We start from the raw sequence: 22,974 nt of genomic DNA, 5'->3' as shown, positions 1-22,974 counted from the left end.
GGCCGGTCCGCGGCAGACCGGAAAAACGATTGCATTTGAACGAATTCGTCGCCGGATTCGCCCTTCTCCAGCGTTTTCTTGTGCGGGAATGTCCTTAGGCCTCAGCGACAGGGCAAATCATCGCGCAACGGGGGCCGCCGTTCCGGCACTTTCTCCGATTCCCCCTTGACGAGGCGAAAAGTGACCAGCTTTGGGTCAAATAAAACCGGATTAATAACCTGTTTTAAATGGAAATAATTTTAATACACAAGAATTCGAACCCTCTTCAAATCCGGCATCGATCTTACGGATTGCGCGTCTGATCGGCGGATTCCCTCTCATGCCTTTCGGCAGCTTTGGCAAGTTCCCGCCCGCGCGCAAACAGTTAGGTTTTGCGAAAGGCTTTGCCGCGATACCTCTGTGCCAGCGAAACGGCTATGGAATTGGCGAATGCAGGTTAAATTCGGCGCAAGGGCGCTCGCAGCGGCGGCACTGGTCACCATCATGGGACTGTCCGCATGCGACACGACCGCTACCGCAAATGGAGCGAATGTCGCCCGACTGGCCGAAGCACCCTCGTCCGCGCCGGATATGCGCTGGGGCAATCGTGCAGGCTCCGACGCCTGGACCAAAGCCGCGCTTTCCGCACTCGAATCCGAAGGCGTGACGCTTTTGTCGACCGTACCTTCGGATGTCGGCAGTTTCTGCCCGGGCTATGCCACGCTCAACCGCGAGGAGCGCAAGCATTTCTGGGTCGGGCTGCTCTCGTCAGTGGCCAAGCATGAAAGCGGCTACAATCCGGCAGCGAAGGGCGGCGGTGGCCGTTACCTCGGGCTGATGCAGATCTCGCCCGCGACCGCGAACCATTACAATTGCTCGGGCAGCATGCTCGACGGCTCGAACAATATGGCCTGCGCGGTCAAGATTGCCGCCCGCAATGTCAGCCGCGACGGCGCGATCGTCAGCGGTCAGGGCAAGGGCTGGCGCGGTGTTGCGCGCGACTGGATGCCGCTGCGTTCGGGTGCCAAACGCGCCGATATCGCGGGCTGGACCAAGAGCCAGAGCTTCTGCAGCAACGGCTAAGCCCCGCCTGCACCGCCAAGCCCTCAAACGACAAACGGCCGCTCGCGCGGCCGTTTTGCATTTGCGGTTGCCGGTTTCCCGTCAACGCCCGTCGAGCAGTTTCAGCTCGTGGGTGCGACCCGACTTCACATAGGTCACGCGGCCGTCACCGATCGAGTTGATCGTGCCGCCATCGATCTTGTCGCCCAACCGCACCGTCACGATCTTGCCGCTGCGCAGCCGGATCAGGGCGCGGCTGGCATTGCCGGCCCCAATGATGCCGATGATCGTTGTCCGGCCCAGATCGATCGCACGTTTCTGGGTGGCCGCGCTTGCAACGCTTGCCGTGGTCTTGCCACCCGAGGGCGCGGCGGCAACTTCGGGCTCGTCGTCGATTTCCTGCGGTTTATAGCGCTGGCGTTGCGCGGCGGCCGTGCGCTCTTCGGCGGCGACTTGCGCGCGTGCCCGCGCCTCGGCCTGGGCACGGGCCTGCGCTTCGGCAGCAGCATCGGCTTGGGCGCGCGCGCGAACCCGTGCCTCGGCCTGCGACTGGAGCTGCTCGTCGAGGCGGCGACGCTCGGCCAGCTCGGCCTCGTTCGGGCCTTCGGGAGCGGCGGGTTGCGCCGAAGTCGGGGCCAAAGCGGCGATGTCGCGCTCGGGCGCAGCTGCAGCGGCCGCGACCGCTTCGACCGCGCTTTGAACGGCAGCACCGGCAGCACGGCGCGGCGGCAGCGGCGACGATGCCAGCGCCGTCAGCGCTACCCCGCCCGCACTGACCGGCGCGCTCGAGACCGCGCTGGCGACAGCCGCCTCGACCGCGTCATTGGCCGCTGCGGCACCCGAGGCGGCAGCGCCCGCACGCGCCGCAAGCGGGCGGGCATGGGGACGGCTGGAAGAATGCAAAAGCCCGCCCGAATTCTGGGCGGGCATGGCAGAGCCGCGATTTGAGCTGGCGGGCGGCGCATTGGCCGCGCGAACCGCCGCATCGACGGAACCCGCATCAACCGCGCCGCCCCCGCCCTGAGCCCCACGCGCCGTGATCGCGGCAGGCCTGCGGGCCGGTCGCGCTTCGGCGTAGCGCTCGAAACGGATATCGCGGCTCAGCGCGTAATCGCGATTCTGCCGGACGGCTTCCGCACCGGGAAAGCTCGCCCGCAGATCCTTGATAAGCCCGTCGAGATGGTGCTGTTCGGCGGGTGTCAGTGTCTCGCGCATGCCCTCGGGATCGGGGGCCGCACCTTCGGGACGCGAGGGCGGGCGGTTCGAGGCGCGCAGATTGGGACGCGCCGCGCTCGGCTGAGCCGCGGCGGAGGCCGGCTGGGCCTCGCTCTGGGTCGCAGCAGGGGCGCGCGGCGCAGGCGTGGCGGCCGGACGCGCCGAGGGACGGGTCGGCGGGCGAACCGCAGCGGGCCGCACGGTTTCGCGTTGCGCGGCCTCGAAGGGGATCGGATTGCTCGGCACGTTCGGCGGCGTATCGACGCGCGGCTCGGTAGCACGGCGGCGCGGCGCGGTGGCGCTTTGCGGACGGGCGGAGCTCGCCAAGGCGCGGCTGCGGGCCGGAGCGGTGGCGGCAGTAGCCGGAGCACGGCTCGGCGCGGCAGCAGGTTCGGCTCTGCGCGCGGGCTGGGCTGCAGCTGCGGGCGCAGCTGCCGGCGCGCTTTGGCGCGGCTCGGGTGCAGGGGTTGCCGCCGCTTGCGGAGCGGGGCTCGGGGTTTGGGCAGGCGCTGCAGGGGCCGGTGCCGCTTGCGGGGCCGGAGCAGCAGGCGCCGGCGATGCGGGCAGCGGCGCGGCAGCGACCTCTTGCGGTGCGGCGGGCGCAGGGGCGACGGGCGCAGGAGCTTCGGCCAGCGGCGTTTGCGCGGGAGTTTGCGCTTGGGCCGGTTCTGTCGTTTCAGGCGCGGTCGCGGGCGCGGAGACCTGCGCCTCGCCTGCCGGATCGAGAACCAACAGGCTTCCCGAAGGCTCGGTCGCCGCGGCAATTACCACCGCGCGCTCGACCGGCGTCATTGCCGAGGATGCGGGCATTGGTGCCGGCGTGGTTGCGGTCTGACCGGTGCTTTGCGGCGCAGCGGTTGCGGATTGCTGCGCCTCGCCGGCGGGCGGCACAATGCCGCGTTCGACATTGCGCATCGCGGTTTCGGCCGGACGTTCGCCCGGCGCGAAGAAGGCCCAGACCAGAACCAGACCGACGAGCAATGCACCCAGCATCACCACCAGCTCGCCCTTGCCGCTGCGGGCGCGGCGACGCATCGGCGCAACCGGACGCGCGCCGGCCGAGGGGGCGCCATTGGGATTGCGGCGGGCCTCTTCGGCCCGTTCGCGGACGGCGCGGGCGCGCGGGTTGAGCAAATGGGCGGGCGGCGTGCCATGACGCACCACCGTAGGACCAGAGGCCGCACCGGCCGCAGCTTCGGCCGCAGCCACTTCGAGAGCGGCAGCGGCGAGAGCCTCGCGCTCGGCCTCGGTCAGGTCGTCGTCTTCCTCGGCAGCCTCGCCGGTACCGGTCTCTTCGGCGAAACCTTCGGCGTCGGGGCCTTCGGTCTCGGTGCCGGTGTGCTCTTCGGCCCCGGTCTCGGGCAGATAATCTTCGGCATTTTCAGCCTCGAAAACTTGGTCGGCTTGCGGCTCGTCAGCTTGCGCCATTTCGTCGTCGGCGCCCTGCACTCCGGCTTCCGCATCACCATTTTCGGCGAGGAAGTTTGCTTCATCCTCGTCCGATGCAGACCCGCTTGCGACGGCGTCCGCGGCATCGCCTTCGCGTTCGGGCTGGTCCATGTCGATCGCGGCCAGGGACTCCGCATCGGGAGTTTCCACCGCAGCCGTTTCATCTTGCTCGTTGGCGGACACTTGATCCGCGACCGCGCCCCATGCCTCTGCGACGACAGCCGCATCGGCTTCGGAAACGTCGGCGCGTTCCGATAGGCTTTCTTCCGACGGATCCGCCGCCGGTGCCTCGGTCGCGATGTCTTCGACAGGCGACGGTGCAAAAGCCTCTTCGGCTTCGGTCGCGGGCAGCGTTTCCTCGGCGAAGGCCGCATCCTCGACATAGGGCCCGACATCGGCATCGTCAGGAACGGTAGCCTCTTCCGCCTCCGGTTCGGACGCTCCTTCGGATCGGGGCAGATCCTCGATCTGGGCATCCTCGACCACGAGGGCCGCGAGGGATTGCGCATCGTCCTCGGCGGCAGCGTCGGCAACCAAAGCGCCCTCCGCTTCCGGTTGGCCGTCGGCTTCCGCCCCTGCAGACTCTTGCGTCAGGCTTTGGCCGAGCTCGGTAAAGGCCACATCCGTGATCACCTCGACCTCGGGGGCAAGCGCCTCATCAGCTTCCGCCACACCATCGACATCCGCAAAAGCTTCGTCGCCCAAATCGGCGTCGAGATCGAGATTGAGACCGGAATCTACGGTATAATCATAGTCTTCGCCCGGTTCTTCCGGCGCATAGTCCAGTTGATGAAGGCCGGCGATCGGCAGATCTTCACCGATGGAATCGAAGTCGGTCTGGGCCTCGGACAAAGCGAAAACCGGCATGCCCGGATAATCGGCATCGGCAGGGCGGGCGGTATATTCGCGACCGTCGAACCCGTGCCGATTGGCGAATTCCTGCGCTTCGAGCAGCGTCTGGCGGGCGACGGCGGCAACGCGGATATCGGTGCCTTCGCCGCGCCAGTCAAAGGCGAGCTGGTCGATCGGGTAGGGGGTCAGCCCGTCGAGCGCGGCGCCCACGGCCAATTCGCGGCCCTCGCCGGTCGGAACCTGAAGATCGGTATAGAGGATCTGGTCATCGGGGATCACCAGAACCACCGGCAAAAGCGCATCGCCCTGCTCCGGCTGGACCGCCGCGCGAAGGGCCGCCAGATCCTGACGGAAATTCGGCGAGGAGAACGCGGCAGAGCCCAGAACCTCCCAATCCTCCTCGGGCCGGGTGGCCTCTGCAGGCTGGATACTCGGGCTGCGACGCAAAAGGTGGACCGCGTCGGCGCTGAAGGAAAGGGCGTGGTCAGGATGAAGTTCAGGCTGCATGCGACTGCTGATCGTCCGGATTATAGGGCTGCTCTTATGATTATTTATTCTCGGAGTAGCGCAGAAACGGCCGCGTGAAAAGCTTTACACCGTATTGTTATGCAAACCTCGGTCGAGTTTCGCGTTCCCTTTGCACAAAATCCGGTATCGATCGAGCAGAGCGGTCGGTGCCGCCGCAGAAATCTTTGAGGAGCAGAAGATGAAACCCGAAATGATCGCCCCTGCGCATCCATCCGCACGGTCCCTTCAGGCCATTGGCGCAAAGCAAGCGCGGCTCGGGACGGGCGCGCCTTCCCGCCGGATCCATGCGGGAATCGCTGCGAAAGTCGCGGCGGGAATCACCGCGCTCGCCTTGGGAGCCGCCGCCCTGCCCGCACTCGCCCAGACGCCGCCCGTACCGGCCGACGCACCGCAACCGCCCCATCAGATGGGCCACGACAAGAAAGCCCACCCCGCGATGGCACGCCTGACCGTGACCGCCGAGGGCGAATCCGCCGCCCAGCCCGATCTTGCAACGATTTCGCTTGGCGTTTCGGTTCAGGCCGAAACCGCCGCCGCCGCCATGGCGGAGAATGCCACGCGCCAGCAGACGGTCATCGACAAGCTGAAGGCCGAAGGGATCGAGGCCCGCGACATCCAGACCTCGGGCCTCAGCCTTTCACCGGTCCAGAATTACTCGCAAGACGGCAAGCCTCCGGTCATCACCGGCTATATGGCGCAGAACATGGTGACCTTGCGCGTGCGTGATCTGGCGCGGCTGGGGCCGGTTCTCGATATGCTGGTCGAGGCGGGAGCAAATGAAATCAACGGGATAAACTTCACCCGCGAGGATACGACCGAGGCCGAGGATGCCGCGCGCACCAATGCGGTCGCCGCCGCGCACCACAAGGCCGAAGTCATGGCCGAGGCCGCAGGCATGAAGCTTGGCCGCCTGATCGCGCTGTCGGACGGCGCGGTCTCGAACGGGCCGCGCCCGATGATGATGGCGACGGCGAATGACGCCAAAGGCCGCGCGACGCCGATCGAAGCAGGCGAGTTGAGCATCTCCGCCTCGGTCTCGGCGACCTATGCACTGATTGCGGCGGATGGAGCGGCCGAGTAAGCCGCGCCACCCACCCGAATGACAAAGGGCAGGCATGGCGCCTGCCCTTTTCTTGTTCGCGGACCCTTCGACCGGTGCGTCAGGCCGTGGCTGCGGCCAAAGCCTGATCGAGGTCGGCCAGAAGATCCTCGATATTCTCGATGCCGATCGAGAGGCGCACGACATCGGGGCCGGCCCCTGCCGCGATCTGCTGCTCGACGGTGAGCTGGCGATGCGTGGTCGAGGCCGAATGGATCACCAGCGAGCGCGTATCGCCGAGGTTGGCGACATGGCTGAAGAGCGCGAGGTTGTCGACCAGCTTGACGCAGGCCTCGTAGCCGCCCTTGACCGCGAAGGTAAACAGCGCACCCGCGCCTTTGGGATAGACCCGCGCCGCCGTCTCGTGCCAGGGCGACGAGGGCAGGCCCGCATAGGTCACGGCCGTGACGCGCGGGTCGTTTTCCAGCCATTGCGCGACTTTGACCGCATTCTCGACATGCTTTTCCATCCGCAGGCCAAGCGTCTCGATCCCCATCAGCGTGTAATGGGCCGCCTGTGGGTTCATCGTCATGCCGAGATCGCGCAGACCGATGGCGATGCCGTGGAACGTATAGGCCATATTGCCGAAGGTCTGGTGGAAGGTCAGGCCGTGATAAGCGGGCTCGGGCGCGGAGAGCGAGGGGAACTTGTCGCTAGCCGACCAGTCGAACTTGCCGCTGTCGACCACGACGCCGCCGGTGACGGTACCGTTGCCGGTCATGTATTTCGTCAGCGAATGGACCACGAGGGTCGCGCCCATCTCGATGGGTTTGCACAGGAAGGGCGTCGCCAAAGTGTTGTCGACGATCAGGGGAATGCCCGCCGCATCGGCGACTTTCGCAACCGCCGGAATATCGGTGACATAGCCGCCCGGATTCGAGATCGATTCGCAGAAGATCGCGCGGGTATCATCGTCGATCGCCGCCTTGACCGCCTCGAGATCGTCGAGATCGACGAATTTCACCCCCCAGCCGAAGCGGCGGATGGTCTGGCTGAACTGGGTGATCGTGCCGCCGTAAAGACGGGTCGAGGCGACAATATTGCGCCCGGGTGCCATCAGCGGGAACAGTGCCATGATCTGTGCGGCATGGCCGGATGAGCAGCAGACGGCGCCGACGCCGCCCTCCATCGCCGCAACGCGCGCCTGCAAGGCACCGACCGTCGGGTTGGTCAGGCGCGAATAGATATAGCCCACTTCCTGAAGGTTGAAGAGACGCGCGGCATGGTCGGCGTCTTTGAAAACATAGGCCGTCGTCTGGTAGATCGGCACCTGACGCGCGCCGGTCGCCGGATCGGGCGCGGCGCCCGCGTGGATGGCCAGCGTGTCGAAACCCCAAGTCTCAGTCATAGGTTACTCCCCCAAGATCATTTCGCGCCCACCCTATGGCTGGGTGTGGCGCGAGGCAATCTCTGCTTGCCGGCCACGAGGCGCGGTTCGGGCGCGGGCTATGCTACGGCTTAGGCGCGGGACAAGGCCGGGGCCCTGCCCCGGACCCCGGGATATTTCGACATGAAAGAGAGGTTCAGCCGCGCATCTCGCGGACGAGTTTCGCGAGATGGCGCGTCGAGCTGTCATGGCCCGCGACCTCCTGCCCCGCAAGCAGGGGTTCGACCTGAAGGGCGAGCTCCTTGCCGAGTTCGACCCCCCATTGGTCGAAGCTGTTGATCCCGAGAATCACGCCCTCGGCAAAAACGCGGTGCTCGTAGAGCGCGACGATCTGGCCGAGCGAGAACGGGGTGAGCTGTTCGATGAGCAGGGTCGTCGAGGGCCGGTTGCCGTGAAAAACGCGGTGACGGGCCTGACGCTCGCATTCCTCGCCGGAGAGGCCTTTGTCGATCATGAGGGCACGCGCCTCGTCAAGGCTGCGGCCGCGCATCAATGCCTCGGATTGCGCGAGGCAATTGGCGACGAGCAGGAGGTGGTGATGGGCCAGCTCGGGTTCGTGGCCGCGGGCGGCGAGAATGAATTCGCAAGGCACGACCGCGGTGCCCTGATGGATGAGCTGGTAGAAGGCGTGCTGGCCGTTGGTGCCCGGCTCGCCCCAGACCACGGGGCCCGAAGCGCGCGGCAAGGGGCTTCCGTCCATAGCGACGCTTTTGCCGTTCGATTCCATCTCGAGCTGCTGGAGATAGGCCGGCAGGCGCGCGAGGCGATTGTCGTAGGGCAGGACCGCACGGGTGGCGTAGCCGCAGATCTGATGGTGCCAGATCCCGACCAGAGCCAGCAGGATCGGCAGGTTCTCACTGGCCGGAGCCGTGCGGAAATGGCGGTCCATCGCCGCGCCGCCCGCGAGGAAGCGGTCGAAATCCTCGGGGCCGATCGCGATCATCAGCGAAAGGCCGATCGGGCCCCAAACCGAATACCGCCCGCCGACCCAATCCTCGAAACCGAAGACGCGATCGGCGTCGATCCCCCATTGCGCAGTCCGCCCCTCGGCCGAGGAAAGCGCCGCGAACTGGGTCGCCGGCGCGGTCACGACCTGCCCCATCCAGTCGCGCGCCGTTGCGGCATTGGTCATGGTCTCGATGGTGGTAAAGGTTTTCGAGGCGACGATGACCAGCGTGGTTTCCGGATCAAGCCCTTGCAAAGCATCGGAAATATCCGCGCCATCGACGTTCGAGACGAAATGGATGCGCGGCCCGTCGTGATAGGGCGCAAGCGCCCGCACCGCCATGGCCGGCCCGAGATCCGAGCCGCCAATCCCGATATTGACGACATCGGTGATCTTGCCGCCCTGCCCGCAATAACGCCCGTCACGGACCCGCGCTGCAAAGTCGCGCATATGCTCGTGCGTATCGCGCACCAGCCTCATGACGTCGCGCCCGTCGACGAAAACCTCGCCATCGAGGTTGCGCAAAGCGGTATGGAGCACCGCGCGCCCCTCGGTCTCGTTGATTTTCTCGCCCGCGAACATCGCATCGCGGCGCGCCGGCACGCTTTCGGCCAATTGCAGCAAAAGGGCGCGCGCCGTCCCGTCGATCAGGGTCTTGGACCAATCGAAAACCATACCGTCGAAGACTGTGGCGTAATCATCCGCGCGCGTGCCGTCCTCGAGCAAATCCGCAATGCGCAGATCACCCTGCGCGGCGCGATGGGCAGCGAGCGCTGCCCATGGATCGGCTGAAATCGTCATGTCTTGCCTCTGGCCTATGCGGCCCAATGAACGGTGATATCGCCCAGCAGGGCACGGATCGGAGCCTCGATCGGGTCGAGTGTCTGGGCACGTTCCAGAGCCTCTCGTTTCTCGGGGCCGGTGATCAACAGATGCACGTTGATCGCATTCTTGAGCGCGCGGGCCGACAGCGAAATCCGCGGCTCCTCGCCGCCGCCACGGATCGGCACGACCGCAGGCGCATCGGGCGAGAGAGCGGAGATCGTGTCGGAAAGTCCGGGAAACAGGCTCGCCGTATGCATATCGTTGCCCATGCCCAAAAGCAAAACCGTGATCGGCAGCTCGTCCTCGATGGCGGGCGACAGCAAAGGCGCCGCGGTCGCCGGATCTGGATCGCCGGTGAAGAGGTCGATGTATCGCGCAACCTCGGCACGGTCGCGCAAGAGATGCCGACGCAAAAGCCGCGTATTCGAGCGCATATGTTCGGAATCGACCCAACGCTCGTCATTGAGGAAAACCGTGACCCGCGCCCAGTCGAGATCGCTCCCCGACAACGTGTCGAAGATCGGCGCAGGCGAAGTCCCGCCCGGCACACAAAGCGACGCACGCTCGTTCACGCGCAGATGCTGGGCGAGCTGGCCCGCCATCTGGTTAGCCAAGGATAAAGCCAGCATCTCGCGATCGGGATATTCGACGAATTCGAGCGTCATGACCGGATCTCCCGCCAGCGGCGATTGTCGCGGTGAAGCAGACGCAGAGCTTCGTCCGGCCCGCTCGATCCCGCATCATAGGGCTCGGGGCGCGCCTGCCCCGCCTCCCATTCCGAAATGATCGGATCGGTCCAGGCCCAGGCCGCCTCGACTTCGTCGCCGCGCATGAAAAGCGTCTGGTTGCCGCGGATCACATCCATGATCAGCCGCTCGTAGGCATCGGGCATATCGGTGCCGTCCTGCCCCAGGGCATCGGCGAAACTCATGTCGAGCGGCACCTGAACCAGCCGCATTCCCCCCGGCCCCGGCTCCTTGATCATCACGGTCAGATGCATGCCCTCGTTGGGTTGCAACTTGATCACGAGCTGGTTGGCCTTGGGCGCCTCGGTCTCGTCAAAGATCGAATGCGGCGGTTCCTTGAAGGTGATGACGATCTCGCTCGTGCGCGCGCGCAGCCGTTTGCCGGTGCGCAGATAGAAGGGCGTGCCGGTCCAGCGCCAATTGGCGATGGACAGCTTGAGCGCCACGAAGCTTTCCGTGCGCGAAGCGGTGTTTTCTACATCATCCAAATACCCCGGCCCGTCCGGTCCCGCGAGATACTGGCCGCGCACGATCTCCGAGCTTTTGAGCGGCTCGAGCGCGCGGATCACCTTGAGCTTCTCGTCGCGCACGGCATCGGGGTCGAAATGATAGGGCGGCTCCATCGCGATCAGACACAAGAGCTGCATCATGTGGTTCTGGATCATGTCGCGGATCGCGCCGGAATGATCGTAATATTCGCCGCGCCCGCCGACGCCGACCGTCTCGGCCACCGTAATCTGGACGTGGTCGACATATTGGGCGTTCCACAAAGGCTCGAACAGGATATTGGCGAATCGCACCGCCATCAGGTTCTGCACCGTCTCTTTTCCGAGATAGTGGTCGATCCGGTAGATCTGCTTTTCGTCGAAATAGCGCGCGAGGGTCGCGTTCAGCGCCTTGGCGCTGGCGAGATCGCGGCCGAAGGGCTTTTCGACCACGATGCGGCTGCTCTCGTCGGCCATGCCGTGACCGGCCAGACGCTCGGCAATATCGCCGAAAAGCGCCGGCGCGACCGAGAAATAGAAGGCATGGACCACGCCCGGGCGGATCTTTCCCTTGAGCTCGTCCCAACCGTTGATGCCGCGCGCATCGATCGAGACATAGGAAATCAGCGCGAGAAATTCGGCCAGACGCGCCTCTTCGCCGAAGCCGGGCAGGAATTCGCGGATGGCGCGATCGACCTCGTTGCGGAAGGCCGCGTCGTCTTGTGCGGTGCGCGCCGCACCGATGATGCGGGCGGTTTCGGGAAACTGGCCTGCCACGAAGCGCCGGAAGAGGCCCGGGAAAATCTTGCGATGTGCAAGATCGCCGGTAGCCCCAAAAATGACGAGGTCGAAATCCTCGACCGGAATGACCCGCGAAACCATAGGTTCCTCCTGTTGCACGATCAGAGGCTTACCCCTTGTTAGCGCTACCATCAAGCCCGTCCTCCGGTTACGCCCGATCCAGACCCTTCCCCCGCGCTTTTTGACAGGAATTTGTTCAAACGCGGTAAACGCGCCCGCGCCAGCATGTCGCGCTGGCTGAGCCCCGTACCGCCCGCCGCATGGGCACGCGCCAAAGCCCTGCGCACCGCGCTCCCGACAAGATCGGGATCGCGCCGCGCGAGATCGGTCAGAAATTCGTCGGGGTGAAGTGCCGAAAGGCCGAGCTGTCGCAGGGTCCGCGCGGGAAAATCACGCAAATTCAAGGTGACGATCACATCCGCCCTACCATCCAGCGCAGCCTTAAGCACATGGAGATCACCGGCATCGGGCAATTGCACGCCCAGCTCCGACTCTCTCCCGACTGCGACCATCGCATTAGGGAAGCGGCTCTGCAACAGGGCCGCCTCCGCACCCGCGATCTCCTGCTGATCACGCCCCAATTTGGCCGTGGCGTGACGCCATTCCTGCAAGATCCGCTCCGACCACAGCGGGGTATAAGCCCCCGCTGCAGCCACATCCGTCAGGATTTCGCGCAAAATCGTCGGGAAAAGCACGCAGGCATCGAGAAGGGTTCTCATCCATCCAGCCGGAAGAACAACGCCTTGAGATAGCCGGTCTCGGTCAATTGCGGCAAAGTCGGATGGTCCGGCCCCGCCTGACCGCTGTGCAAAAGCTGCATCCGCCGCCCACCGCGCCCGATCCCGCGCGCCGAAGCATTGCGGAACGAGGTCATATCGGCCGCATGCGAACACGAGCACAGCCCGAGATAGCCGCCCGGCGCAACCAGCCCCGCAGCCAGACGCGCGACCCGTTCATAGGCACGCAATCCCGCCTCGAGCGCCTGTTTCGAAGGAGCGAAAGCCGGCGGATCGCAAATCACCATGTCGAACCGGGCGCCCTCTTCGGCCATGGCCTCCATCACCGCGAAAGCATCGCCCTGACGCGTGGCAAAGCGGTCCTCGGCACCCATGCGCTTGGCCCCTTCGGCCGCGAGACCCAGCGCAGCGGCAGAGCCGTCAACGCAGATCGTATGGCTCGCACCCCCAGCCAAAGCGGCAAGGCCGAAGCCGCCGACATGGGAGAAGACATCGAGAACCCGCCGCCCCTTGGCCATGCGCTGCGCGAAAGCATGGTTCGGCCGCTGGTCATAAAACAGGCCGGTCTTCTGGCCGCCGATCAGATCCGCCAGATAGGTCGCGCCATTCATCGGCACCTCGACCGGCGCATCAACGCCGCCCGACAGAACCGCGCTGCGTTCGTCCAGCCCCTCAAGACCGCGCGCACGACCATGGCCGTTGAGGATGACAGTGGTGACGCCGGTCACGTCTCGCAGGGCTTCGGCCAGTTCCTCGACCATTTTGTCGGCCCAGGCGGCATTGGGCTGGATCACCGCCGCATCGCCGAAACGGTCGATAATCGTACCGGGAAGGCCGTCGGCCTCGGCATGGATCAGGCGGTAAAACGGCTTGTCGAACAGACATTCGCGCATAGCCAAAGCCCGCGCGATCCGCGCGCGCAGCCATGCGCCGTCGATTTCAGCCTCGGGATCGGCATCCATCACGCGCCCGATGATTTTGGAATTGGGATTGACCGTAACCGTGCCCAGCGCGCGACGCTCGGCATCTTCGAGCGTGGCAAATGTGCCCGGCGCGATGGCCCGCGTTCGTCGATCCGTCACGACCTCATCGGCGAAGACCCATGGAAAGCCATGGCGGATGGCTCGGGCGTTGGCTTTGGGGCGAAGTCGGATCGTCGGTCGGTCTGCGGGCATTGGCACCTCGGGTTTGATCAAAGAATTGCCACGAGTACCGCAGCGCGGCAAGGGGCACGTGGTTGCATTGTTATCGCTAACAAGTTAAGGACGGAGATAGCGAAAGGAAGGATGCCATGACCCTGCATTCCACCATAGATCGCGTGACCGACCGGATCAGAGAAAGATCCGCCGCCTCCCGCGCCGCCTATCTGTCGAAAATCGCAAAGGCTGCGGAAGACGGGCCACGCCGCGCACATCTGTCTTGCGGCAATCAGGCTCATGCCTATGCGGCCATGCCCAACAAGCAAGACTTCGTTGCAACGCGCAAACCCAATCTTGGTATCGTCACCGCATATAACGATATGCTGTCGGCGCACCAGCCCTATGAGCATTATCCCGAGCTGATCCGCACAGCCGCAGCCGCCGTCGGCGCAACCGCGCAGGTCGCGGGCGGCGTCCCCGCGATGTGCGACGGAGTCACGCAGGGCCGCGCGGGAATGGAGCTGTCGCTTTTCTCGCGCGATGTCATTGCCCTAGCGGCGGGCGTCGCGCTTTCCCATGACACATTCGATGCGTCGCTTTATCTCGGAATCTGCGACAAGATCGTTCCCGGTCTTGTGATCGCTGCGGGGACATTCGGCCACCTGCCTTCGGTTTTTCTGCCTTCGGGACCGATGACCTCGGGCCTGCCCAACGACGAAAAAGCCAAGGTCCGCCAGCAATATGCGACCGGAGAGGTCGGGCGCGAGGCGCTGATGGCGGCCGAGACCGCGAGCTATCACGGCCCGGGCACCTGCACTTTCTACGGCACCGCCAATACCAACCAGATGCTGATGGAGTTCATGGGCCTCCACCTGCCCGGCTCGAGCTTCGTCAACCCCGGCACGCCCTTGCGTCAGGCGCTGACCGACACCGCGGTTGCGCGGGCGGCGGCAATCACCCGTCTGGGGAACGACTATCTGCCGGTCGGCCGGATCCTTGACGAGCGCGCCTTTGTGAACGGTCTGGTCGGATTGATGGCGACGGGAGGCTCGACCAACCTCGTGATCCACATGCCCGCAATGGCACGTGCGGCGGGCATCCAGATCGACCTGCAGGATTTTCACGATATTTCCGAGGCCGTGCCGCTGATGGCGCGGGTCTATCCAAACGGCATCGCCGATGTGAACCATTTCCAGGCGGCCGGCGGTCTCGGCTTCATGATCCGCGAATTGCTGAAGGCAGGGCTGCTGCACGAAGACGTCGAGACGATCATGGGGGAAGGCCTCTCCCACTATACGCGCGAGCCGCGCTTGACCGGGGGGCGGATCACCTGGGTCGACGGGGCCGAAACTTCGCTGAACGACCGCATCCTGCGTCCCGCGTCCGAGCCTTTCGCGCCGATCGGCGGCCTCAAACAGCTCGACGGCAATCTTGGCCGAGGCGTCATCAAGGTTTCGGCCGTGGCACCGGAACGCCACATCATCGAGGCTCCGGCGCGGATTTTCGACAATCAGGACGATGTAAAGCTCGCATTCAAGAATGGCGAGTTCACGTCGGATTGCGTGGTGGTCGTTCGCTTTGAGGGCCCGCGTGCCAACGGCATGCCCGAGCTTCACTCGCTGACGCCCACGCTGGCGGTTCTGCAAGATCGCGGACTTCGGGTCGCCCTGGTGACCGACGGCCGGATGTCGGGTGCTTCGGGCAAAGTTCCCGCCGCCATCCACATTTCCCCCGAGGCGGCAGATGGCGGGCCCCTCGCGCGTTTGCGGGACGGTGACATTATCCGCCTCGACGCCGTTGCCGGAACGCTGAGCTGCCTTGCGCAGGATCTCGAGACGCGACCCGTTTCCATCCACGACGGCGCAGCGAGCCATGAAGGGATGGGACGCGAGCTCTTTGCTGCTTTCCGCAAGAACGTATCCGCAGCCACCGACGGAGCCTCGGTGGTGGTCTAAGCCCCAAAGCTGGCAGTGCGCGCGGATGCACGCCCTGCCAGCTTATTCGGCGTCGACGTCCTGGTAGCGAATAATGGAAGCGGGAGAAGCGATCCGTCCCCACGCTTCCGTCTGCTCCATGCCCCTCGGTCAGGCGGAAAGAGCGTGATTATGCGACCTTGCGCGAGGAACCCAGGCGGTTGCCGGAAGGACGCGATGCTGCGGGGATTTCTTCGCCGGTATTGAAGCGATCCATCATCGCGCCAAGTTCCTCCACCTGCGACGAAAGCGATGCTGCGGCAGCGGCATATTGCTCGGACATCGAGAGGTTCGCTTGGTTGACGCTATCCAGCTGCGAAAGCGCTTGCGAGACCTCGCGCACGCCGGTTGCCTGTTCGGTCGTGGCGTGGGCAATGCCCGCGATATTTTCGACCATACCGGACACCGCCTCGCGGATCTGATCGAGCGAGCTGCCGGCGTCACGCACCAGTTTCACGCCGGCTTTGACTTCGGTTTCGCTTTTGCTGATCAGATCGGCAATGCTTTGCGAGGCTTTGGCCGATTGCTGCGCGAGGTTGCGCACCTCGTTGGCGACAACCGCAAAGCCGCGACCGACCTCGCCGGCTCTGGCGGCCTCGACAGCCGCGTTGATCGACAGAAGATTCGTCTGGAAAGCGAACCCTTCGATCACGCGGGTAAACTCGCCCATCTGCTTGGTATGCTCGTCGATACGCTCGATCGCGGCAATCGCTTGCGAGACGACCTCCGCGCCGCGTAGAACCACCGCCTGAGCATCGCGCGCCGCCGAATCCGCGTCATTGGCCGATTCGCTGGTCATCGCAATATTACCCGAGATCTGTTCGACCGCCGAGGCGGTTTCCTCGAGCGAGGCGGCCTGGCTTTCTCCGCGGCGTGCCAGATCGCCGGCACCGCGCGCAATTTCGCCCGCCTCGGTATTCATCAGCTCGGCCTGTTTGCGGATATCCTCAACCATCTCGGTGAAGGATTCGAGCGTCAGGTTGAAGCTTTCTCGGACCGATCCGAATTCCGCGCTGATCCCTTCGCTGATGCGGGGAGTGAGATCGCCATGGGCCAACTTGTCGAGGCCGACAATCAGTTCGTTGACCGCGTGCTTGCGCGGCGTGACATCGGTTGCGTATTTGATCACGCTCGAGACATTGCCCTGATCGTCGAGGACAGGGTTGTAGCTTGCGACAATCCAGACTTCGCGGCCACCTTTGGCCACGCGGCGATATTCGCCGGTCTGATAGCGCCCCCCCTCCAGCTCTTGCCAGAACTGGCGGTATTCCGAGGTTTGGGTATAGGCGGGATCACAGAACATGCTGTGATGGCGCCCGACGATTTCCGGCAGGGTGTAGTCGAGAGCGGTGAGGAAGTTTTCGTTGGCGCTGATGATCTCGCCGGTGGCTTTGAACTCGATCACCGCCTGCGAGCGCGACACGGCCTGCTGACGCGATTCGGCCTTTTCCAGCAGAGCGCGTTTGCGCACGGTCACATCCGCCGCGTATTTCACCACGCGCAGCACATTGCCGCATTTGTCGATAACTGGGTTGTAGCTGGCAACGATCCAGACATCGCGACCGCCCTTGGCAAGGCGGTGGAATTCACCGGCATGAAAATAGCCGTTTTCAAGGTCCGTCCAGAACTGGCGATATTCCATGCTGTTGGCATAGGTCGGTTCGCAGAAAATGCTGTGGTGGCGGCCTTTGATTTCGGCGGCGGTATAGCCGAAGGTTTTCAGGAAATTCTCGTTGGCCGAAATGATTTCGCCATTGGGCTTCATCTCGATCACGGCTTGCGAGCGCGAAACGGCATCCTGGAGCGCGAGATGTTCCTTGGCGCGCAGGTTCATTTTCGTCTGGTCCAACGCGAAAATGATGACCTGCTCGAGCTGGCCGTCGGAGCTCATGACCGGCACATGGGTTTCGTAAACCCAATAATTGTCGCCGTTTTTGGCGACATGTACGGCCTCGGTCTTTTGCGCGGCTCCACGGCAGAGCGCCGACATGAAGTCGACGGGCGCGATCCGGTCGGTATCCTGATCCTCGTTGAGCATCATCAACGGTTGGCCGACCAGCTCTTCGCGGCGATAGCCGCAAATATCGAGATAGCGCTGGTTCACATCGGTGATCCGGCCATCGAGATCGTGAACCAGAACGGCCTGAACCTTTTCAATCGTGGTCAGGGCCTGACCTGGGTAGGGGTGGGTAATCGACATCGGCAACTCCTGTCCGGTTTCCCGCAGGGTTAAATCGGAATGGATAAGATATCGTTAGCGTTGCACCGACCAAGGCGATCGCCCTAGCGCAAAATAGCTAAAATGCGCTCAGCCCGAAGCGCCATCCGCAAGCAACGGCGGGCCGAAACGCGCCAGCATGCGGGCCTGGATCTGGTCGCGCGTCTCGCGGTAGGCGGCGAGTTTGGCCTCGCGCCCCTCGGCCAATCCGGTCGGGTCCATGATCGGCCAATACTCGACGTCGAGGTGATAAATACGCGTCAATTCAAGCGCCTGACGCTGGCTGGCGGGCGAGAGCGCGACCACGAGATCGAAACCGCCCAGATCGTCACCCCAGGCCTGCATTTCCTCGAAGGAGCGCGAGCGGTGCTGGGCGATCTCGATCCCGATCTCCTGACAGACCGCGATCGCGAAACCGTCGATTTCGAGGTCGTTCTTCACGCCGGCCGACTGGACATAGGCCGAGCGACCGTAAAACTTCTTCATCATCCCCTCCGCAATGGGAGAGCGGATCGCGTTGTGATCGCAGCAGAAAAGAACCGATTGGGGTATCTGCTGCGCCACTTACTTCCCCGGTACCAGCGCGCAGATCAGGGTGAAAAGACGCCGCGCCGTGTCGATATCGATCACGGCCTTGCCGTCGAGACGGTCCTGTAGCGTACGGGCCCCCTCGTTGTGGATGCCGCGCCGCGCCATGTCGATCACCTCAATCTGGGCAGGAGGCAGCTTTTTCACGGCATCATAATAGCTGGCGCAGATCTGGAAGTAATCCTTGACCGTCTGGCGGAACGGCCCGAGCGAAAGGTGGAATTCCGCCACTTTGTCACCGGGATCGGTCGTCAGATCAAAGACCAGACGCCCCTCGCGCAGGGCAAGGACCAGCGCATAGGGGCCGGCCGGAACCGGCGAGCCGTCACGTCCGGGCAGGGTGAAGCTGTTGTCTTCGAGCAGATCGAAGACCGCGATGCGGCGCTCTTGCTCCATCTCGGGCGAAGGCGCGGTCAGGCCCGCTTCGTCAATGTCGATCCGTATCAGCCGGGCCGTCTCCTGCCCTGCCGCCGCGCTGCCGTTCATTTTCCTGCCTCGTTCAAAGTCCTGAGCCGAGCCGAAACCGAAAGTCCGTGCGCGTCAAGCCCCTCCGAGGCGGCAAGGCGCACCGCCGCCGGTCCGATCGCCGCCAAAGCGCCAGGCGAGAGCTGGGCAATCGTCGTGCGCTTGAGGAAGTCAAGTGCCGACAACCCCGAGGAAAACCGCGCCGAACGTGCCGTCGGCAGGACGTGGTTCGGACCCGAAACGTAATCGCCGACCGCCTCTGGCGTGTAGCCGCCAATGAAGATCGCGCCGGCGTGGCGGACTTTGTTCGAGAGCGTCTCGGGGTCCTCGACGCAAAGCTCGAGATGTTCGGGCGCGATTCGATCGGAAAGTGCCGCCGCCTCGTCGAGGTCGCGGGTGATGATGACCGTGCCGTAATCGCGCCAGCTTGCGCCCGCGATCGCGGCGCGGGGCAGCGTCGGCAAGAGACGTTCGACCTCGGCCACGACTCGCTCCGCCAAAGCACGGTCGGGCGAGATCAGGATCGATTGCGCATCGGCGTCATGTTCGGCCTGCGCCAAAAGATCGAGCGCCAGCCATTCGGGATTCTGGTCGCCCTCGGCGATCACCAGAACCTCGGACGGGCCCGCAATCATGTCGATGCCGACACGGCCGAAGACCTGACGTTTGGCCGCCGCGACATAGGCATTGCCCGGTCCGGTGATCTTGTCGACGCGGGCGATCGTATCGGTGCCGTAAGCCAGCGCCGCAATCGCCTGAGCGCCGCCGATGCGGTAGATCTCGTCGACGCCCGCAAGCTGGCAGGCCAGAATGACCAGAGGGTTGACGACACCGTCGGGCGTCGGCACGCAGACGACCAGCCGCTCGACGCCGGCGACCCGCGCGGGAATCGCGTTCATCAGGACAGAGGACGGGTAGCTCGCCTGCCCGCCCGGCACATAAAGCCCCGCCGCCTCGACCGGCGTCCAACGCCAGCCGAGCGTCGCGCCTTCGGGATCGGTCCAGCGCACGTTTTCGGGCATCTGGCGGGCGTGATAGGCGCGGATGCGTCCGGCGGCCAAGGTCAGTGCGGCGCGATCCTCGGGCGAGACGCGCTCGATCTCGGCGGCGATTTCCGCGGGCGAGAACGCGAGGGTTTCGGGCGAGAGCTCCAGCCGGTCGAAACGGGCGGTCAGCTCGACCAACGCCGCATCGCCGCGATTGCGCACATCGGCGATGATCGATGCCACGACATCATTCACATCGGTCGAATCCTCGCGCTTGGCACCCAGCATGTCATGGAAGCGCGCTTCGAAATCGGGATCGGTCGTGGTCAGGGTAATGGGCATCGTCGGGCCTCCGGACAAGTTGGCCCTTGTTACCCCCTGCCCCTGTCCTGCTCAAGCGAGGAAGGGCCTGCGGCGCGCTTTGCATGTCCGCAATGCCCCGAAGCGGCCTGACGCGGCGCGGTTCGCGGTCGGGATCAGAGGTCGAGGAGCAGCCGGTATTCGGGATGTCCCATATCGCTGACCACCCCTCCCATGCCGCTGTCGACAAAGCCCAGCCGCGCATAAAGCCGCAAAGCGGGCGTATTCGTCTTCACCACATGCAGCCCGAGCGAGGTCATCCCCGCCGCACGCGCATCATCGGCGATATGGTTCATGACCGCTTCGCTATAGCCCTGCCCACGCGCGGCGGGGCGGGTATAGACCGACATGACCCAACCGCGGAGAGGGTCTCCCTCGACCAGCCCCGCCTGCCAGCAGGCGACGGCCAGCGGCTTGCCCGCCTCGGCACCCGCCGCGAAATGGCGCGCGTCGATCAGCCGTTGCTGAAAGCCCGAAGGCGGCACATGGCGCCAATCCTCGTAGCGCGAGCCGAAGGCTTCGGCATGGAGAAGCAGGGATTCGAGCCGGATCTCGCGCCATTCCGCCGCGCGCTCCGGCCCGATCCACCACAGTTGCACCGGACCGGCCACTCAGGCCGGATGCCCGGGCTCTTGACCCGAGGGCGCGATATAGGGCTGGGTCACGTCGCGCAGGTCGATATTGAGCGCCTCGACATCCAGAGCCAGCGTGCCGTCTCCGGCGAATTGCAGCAACAGCTCGCCACTGCCCTCCTCTGCCGGATTCCACACGATATTGAGCAGTTCGAGGACCAGATCCTTGTCGGTGCGGTCGATCCCGTCGCTGCGTACCCGCAGGATATCCGAGATCACCATGAGGCTGCGCACCCGCTCGAAGGGGCGTTTCTCGCGGCGCGCGAGATCGGCATCCTCCCAGCGGAAGCGGTTCAGCAGCAGCGCCAGAAAGCGGCCGCGCCCGTCGTATTTGATCTCGGTCACCGGCAGAACGGCATCCTGCACCAGCGTCGAGACGACCGTCAGATCATCACCATCCGCCACCCGCAAAGCCAGCGGGGAAGGATCGGCATCCGCGAAACGTGCGTCAGTCATCTTGGGCAGGCTCCTTGATCCGTTCGATTTGCGCGCCAACGCCGCGCAGCTTGCGCACGACCTTCTCATATCCGCGATCGAGGTGATAGACGCGGCTGACCACGGTTTCCCCCTCGGCCGCGAGACCGGCGAGAATCAGGCTGACCGAGGCGCGCAGATCGGTCGCCATGACCGGCGCCCCTCTCAGCTTCTCGACGCCCGTGACTTTGGCGGTGCCGCCGTGGACCTCGATATTCGCGCCCATCCGCGCCAGTTCCGGCGCATGCATGAAGCGGTTCTCGAAAATGCGCTCCTCGAGGACCGAGGTCCCCTCGGCCGTACACATCAGTGCCATCATCTGTGCCTGAAGGTCGGTCGGGAAGCCGGGGAAAGGCTCGGTCACGACATCGACGGCACGCACGCGACCATTCTTGCGCGAGACCTTGAGACCGCGGGCGGTTTCCTCGACATGGACCCCCGCTTCGTCCAGCTTTTCGCAGAACGAGGCCACGAGATCGATGCGGCCGCCAAGACATTCCACCTCGCCGCCGCAGATTGCGGGGGCGAGCATATAGGTGCCAAGCTCGATCCGGTCGGTAACGACCGCATGGGTCGCGCCGCCGAGGTTGTCGACGCCTTGGATGGTGATGGTCGAAGTCCCCTCGCCCTCGATCTGCGCGCCCATGCGGCGCAGACAGACGGCAAGATCGACGATTTCCGGCTCGCGCGCGGCATTCTTGAGAACGGTCGTGCCCTTGGCCAGAGCCGCCGCCATCAGCGCGTTTTCCGTCGCGCCCACCGAGACGATCGGAAAGTCGACAACCGCACCGCGCAAACCACCCAAAGGCGCCTTGGCCGAGATATAGCCGTCGCGCAGATCAAGTTCCGCGCCCATCGCCTCGAAGGCCTTGAGGTGGAGATCGACCGGACGCGCACCGATGGCACAGCCCCCCGGCAGCGACACCACACCCTGCCCGTAGCGCGCGAGCAGCGGGCCGAGAACCAGAATCGAGGCGCGCATCTTGCGCACGATATCGTAATCGGCGGTCTGGCTGGTCAGATCATGGCTCGACATTGCAAGCACCTGACCATCCTGCAGGCTGACGACCTCGGCCCCGAGCGACTGGAGCAACTGCGTCATGGTGCGGATATCCGACAGGCGCGGCGTATTGGTCAGCGTGAGCGGCTGGTCGCTGAGCAGCGTCAGCGGCATCAGCGTCAGACAGGCGTTTTTCGCGCCCACGATCGGGATCTCGCCATGGAGCGGACCGCCGCCCTTTACGATGATCTGGTCCATCTACTTCTCCTGATTGGGTCGATGGGGCGCATCGTCGGCGTCCCTGTCATCGGCCTTTGCCTCTGCTTGCGCCGCGCCCTGCAATTCGTCTTGCGTCTCTTCCTCTGGCTCTCCGGCCGCGCGGGCGCGACCCTGGGCCTTGCGGCGGGCAAGATTGGCACGCAATGCCGCCCTGAGGCGTTCATCGCGGCTGGACTTCTCTGTACTGGATTGCGGGCGTTTGCTCATATCTTCTGTTAACCGCCTTGCCGTGAAGCGTAAAGCTGCCGCTCGGCCCCAAAACCCCGCTTCGGCGAAGTCCCGAGCATGTTTATCGCGCGAAAGCGAAAACAATTCGAAAGCGTTGCAAATTTTTCATCTTTCCCTCTTGCGCCCCCAGAGCGTCCGGTCTAAATCGCCCTCACACGGCGCTGCAGTAGCTCAGTGGTAGAGCACTCCCTTGGTAAGGGAGAGGTCGAGAGTTCAATCCTCTCTTGCAGCACCATAAAACTTCCCCATGAAATTATCGGAACTTCCCGAACACCGCGGAAATTATTCGAGATTTTATTCGCGAGCCTTTGCTCGCGCGTTCGCCCGAACAACTGGCCCTGCGCAATCGCCGAAGGGCAAAACCGGGCGCTCCGGCGACGAAGCCCAAGACCCCATCCAGCCATATCAGCGGACGCGACACCTCCGGCGTCCCGCCTGCCGGAACCATACCGTAAGGCGCAGAACAGCACGCGCTGAACGCAGGTCGCCGGATGGTCATATGAGGGAAAATCTACGGCCAA

The 22,974-nt window shown here is 64.5% G+C and carries 18 protein-coding genes and 1 tRNA gene; 4 read left to right on the top strand and 15 right to left on the bottom strand.

Translation table 11 applies throughout. The features are described 5' to 3' along the window. Nucleotides 1–429: 429 nt before the first annotated feature. On the top strand, nucleotides 430–1,062 hold the full coding sequence (locus ACFFUC_RS03815; protein ID WP_377683704.1) for a transglycosylase SLT domain-containing protein: 633 nt from the start codon (nucleotides 430–432) through the stop codon (nucleotides 1,060–1,062). Between the two features lie 81 nt (nucleotides 1,063–1,143). On the opposite strand, the gene ACFFUC_RS03810 is transcribed toward ACFFUC_RS03815, so the two are convergent. Continuing rightward, nucleotides 1,144–5,064 carry a hypothetical protein gene (locus ACFFUC_RS03810; protein WP_377683702.1) on the bottom strand — a complete coding sequence of 1,307 codons (3,921 nt, stop codon included), beginning with the start codon at nucleotides 5,062–5,064 and terminating at the stop codon, nucleotides 1,144–1,146. A gap of 199 nt (nucleotides 5,065–5,263) precedes the next feature. Between ACFFUC_RS03810 and ACFFUC_RS03805 the strand changes: the two genes are divergently transcribed. Next, nucleotides 5,264–6,166, top strand: coding sequence for an SIMPL domain-containing protein (locus ACFFUC_RS03805; protein ID WP_377683700.1), 903 nt, complete (start codon nucleotides 5,264–5,266; stop codon nucleotides 6,164–6,166). 79 nt (nucleotides 6,167–6,245) lie between these two features. On the opposite strand, the gene ACFFUC_RS03800 is transcribed toward ACFFUC_RS03805, so the two are convergent. The 6 genes from ACFFUC_RS03800 to ACFFUC_RS03775 form a co-directional block, all read right to left on the bottom strand. Beyond that, a complete protein-coding gene (locus tag ACFFUC_RS03800; protein WP_377683699.1) occupies nucleotides 6,246–7,532 on the bottom strand; it encodes an O-acetylhomoserine aminocarboxypropyltransferase/cysteine synthase family protein in 1,287 nt (428 codons plus the stop codon). Nucleotides 7,533–7,707: 175 nt separating this feature from the next. Next, nucleotides 7,708–9,318: a glucose-6-phosphate isomerase gene (pgi, locus tag ACFFUC_RS03795; RefSeq protein ID WP_377683697.1), complete on the bottom strand. Its 1,611-nt coding sequence runs from the start codon at nucleotides 9,316–9,318 to the stop codon at nucleotides 7,708–7,710. A 14-nt stretch (nucleotides 9,319–9,332) separates the two neighbouring features. Next, entirely contained in the window at nucleotides 9,333–10,007 is a 675-nt protein-coding gene (gene pgl / locus ACFFUC_RS03790; protein WP_377683695.1) for a 6-phosphogluconolactonase, read from the bottom strand. Next, nucleotides 10,004–11,455: a glucose-6-phosphate dehydrogenase gene (gene zwf / locus ACFFUC_RS03785; RefSeq protein WP_377683693.1), complete on the bottom strand. Its 1,452-nt coding sequence runs from the start codon at nucleotides 11,453–11,455 to the stop codon at nucleotides 10,004–10,006. Before zwf ends, pgl begins: the two co-directional genes overlap by 4 nt. A gap of 50 nt (nucleotides 11,456–11,505) precedes the next feature. Beyond that, nucleotides 11,506–12,093 carry an RSP_2648 family PIN domain-containing protein gene (locus tag ACFFUC_RS03780; RefSeq protein WP_377683692.1) on the bottom strand — a complete coding sequence of 196 codons (588 nt, stop codon included), beginning with the start codon at nucleotides 12,091–12,093 and terminating at the stop codon, nucleotides 11,506–11,508. Continuing rightward, complete coding sequence (locus tag ACFFUC_RS03775) at nucleotides 12,090–13,286, bottom strand: RSP_2647 family RNA methyltransferase (protein ID WP_377683690.1); 1,197 nt, start codon at nucleotides 13,284–13,286, stop codon at nucleotides 12,090–12,092. Before ACFFUC_RS03775 ends, ACFFUC_RS03780 begins: the two co-directional genes overlap by 4 nt. 116 nt (nucleotides 13,287–13,402) lie before the next feature. On the opposite strand from ACFFUC_RS03775, the gene edd reads away from it, so the two are divergent. Further along, nucleotides 13,403–15,205 carry a phosphogluconate dehydratase gene (edd, locus tag ACFFUC_RS03770; RefSeq protein WP_377683689.1) on the top strand — a complete coding sequence of 601 codons (1,803 nt, stop codon included), beginning with the start codon at nucleotides 13,403–13,405 and terminating at the stop codon, nucleotides 15,203–15,205. A gap of 148 nt (nucleotides 15,206–15,353) precedes the next feature. Here the strand turns inward: edd and ACFFUC_RS03765 are convergent, their stop codons facing one another. From ACFFUC_RS03765 to ACFFUC_RS03730, 8 genes are all read right to left on the bottom strand, one after another. Further along, entirely contained in the window at nucleotides 15,354–17,423 is a 2,070-nt protein-coding gene (locus ACFFUC_RS03765) for a methyl-accepting chemotaxis protein (protein ID WP_377683687.1), read from the bottom strand. Nucleotides 17,424–17,531: 108 nt separating this feature from the next. Continuing rightward, entirely contained in the window at nucleotides 17,532–18,005 is a 474-nt protein-coding gene (locus ACFFUC_RS03760; protein WP_377683686.1) for an arsenate-mycothiol transferase ArsC, read from the bottom strand. Further along, nucleotides 18,006–18,515, bottom strand: coding sequence for a UPF0262 family protein (locus ACFFUC_RS03755; protein WP_377683684.1), 510 nt, complete (start codon nucleotides 18,513–18,515; stop codon nucleotides 18,006–18,008). It abuts the gene before it with no gap. Beyond that, nucleotides 18,512–19,822: a histidinol dehydrogenase gene (gene hisD / locus ACFFUC_RS03750; RefSeq protein ID WP_377683682.1), complete on the bottom strand. Its 1,311-nt coding sequence runs from the start codon at nucleotides 19,820–19,822 to the stop codon at nucleotides 18,512–18,514. Before hisD ends, ACFFUC_RS03755 begins: the two co-directional genes overlap by 4 nt. A gap of 134 nt (nucleotides 19,823–19,956) precedes the next feature. Next, entirely contained in the window at nucleotides 19,957–20,451 is a 495-nt protein-coding gene (locus ACFFUC_RS03745) for a GNAT family N-acetyltransferase (RefSeq protein ID WP_377683680.1), read from the bottom strand. Then, nucleotides 20,452–20,928: a DUF2948 family protein gene (locus tag ACFFUC_RS03740; RefSeq protein ID WP_377683678.1), complete on the bottom strand. Its 477-nt coding sequence runs from the start codon at nucleotides 20,926–20,928 to the stop codon at nucleotides 20,452–20,454. Then, nucleotides 20,921–22,204: a UDP-N-acetylglucosamine 1-carboxyvinyltransferase gene (murA, locus tag ACFFUC_RS03735; RefSeq protein ID WP_377683676.1), complete on the bottom strand. Its 1,284-nt coding sequence runs from the start codon at nucleotides 22,202–22,204 to the stop codon at nucleotides 20,921–20,923. Before murA ends, ACFFUC_RS03740 begins: the two co-directional genes overlap by 8 nt. Beyond that, the gene (locus tag ACFFUC_RS03730; protein WP_377683674.1) at nucleotides 22,205–22,432 is read right to left on the bottom strand and encodes a hypothetical protein; all 228 of its coding nucleotides are present in this window, start codon (nucleotides 22,430–22,432) and stop codon (nucleotides 22,205–22,207) included. A gap of 181 nt (nucleotides 22,433–22,613) precedes the next feature. On the opposite strand from ACFFUC_RS03730, the gene ACFFUC_RS03725 reads away from it, so the two are divergent. Beyond that, nucleotides 22,614–22,688 (top strand) — tRNA-Thr (locus tag ACFFUC_RS03725). The last annotated feature ends 286 nt before the right edge of the window (nucleotides 22,689–22,974 follow it).

The organism is Paracoccus cavernae (assembly GCF_042430175.1).
Classification (GTDB): domain Bacteria; phylum Pseudomonadota; class Alphaproteobacteria; order Rhodobacterales; family Rhodobacteraceae; genus Paracoccus; species Paracoccus cavernae.
This window is presented reverse-complemented; position numbering and strand designations above follow the sequence as displayed.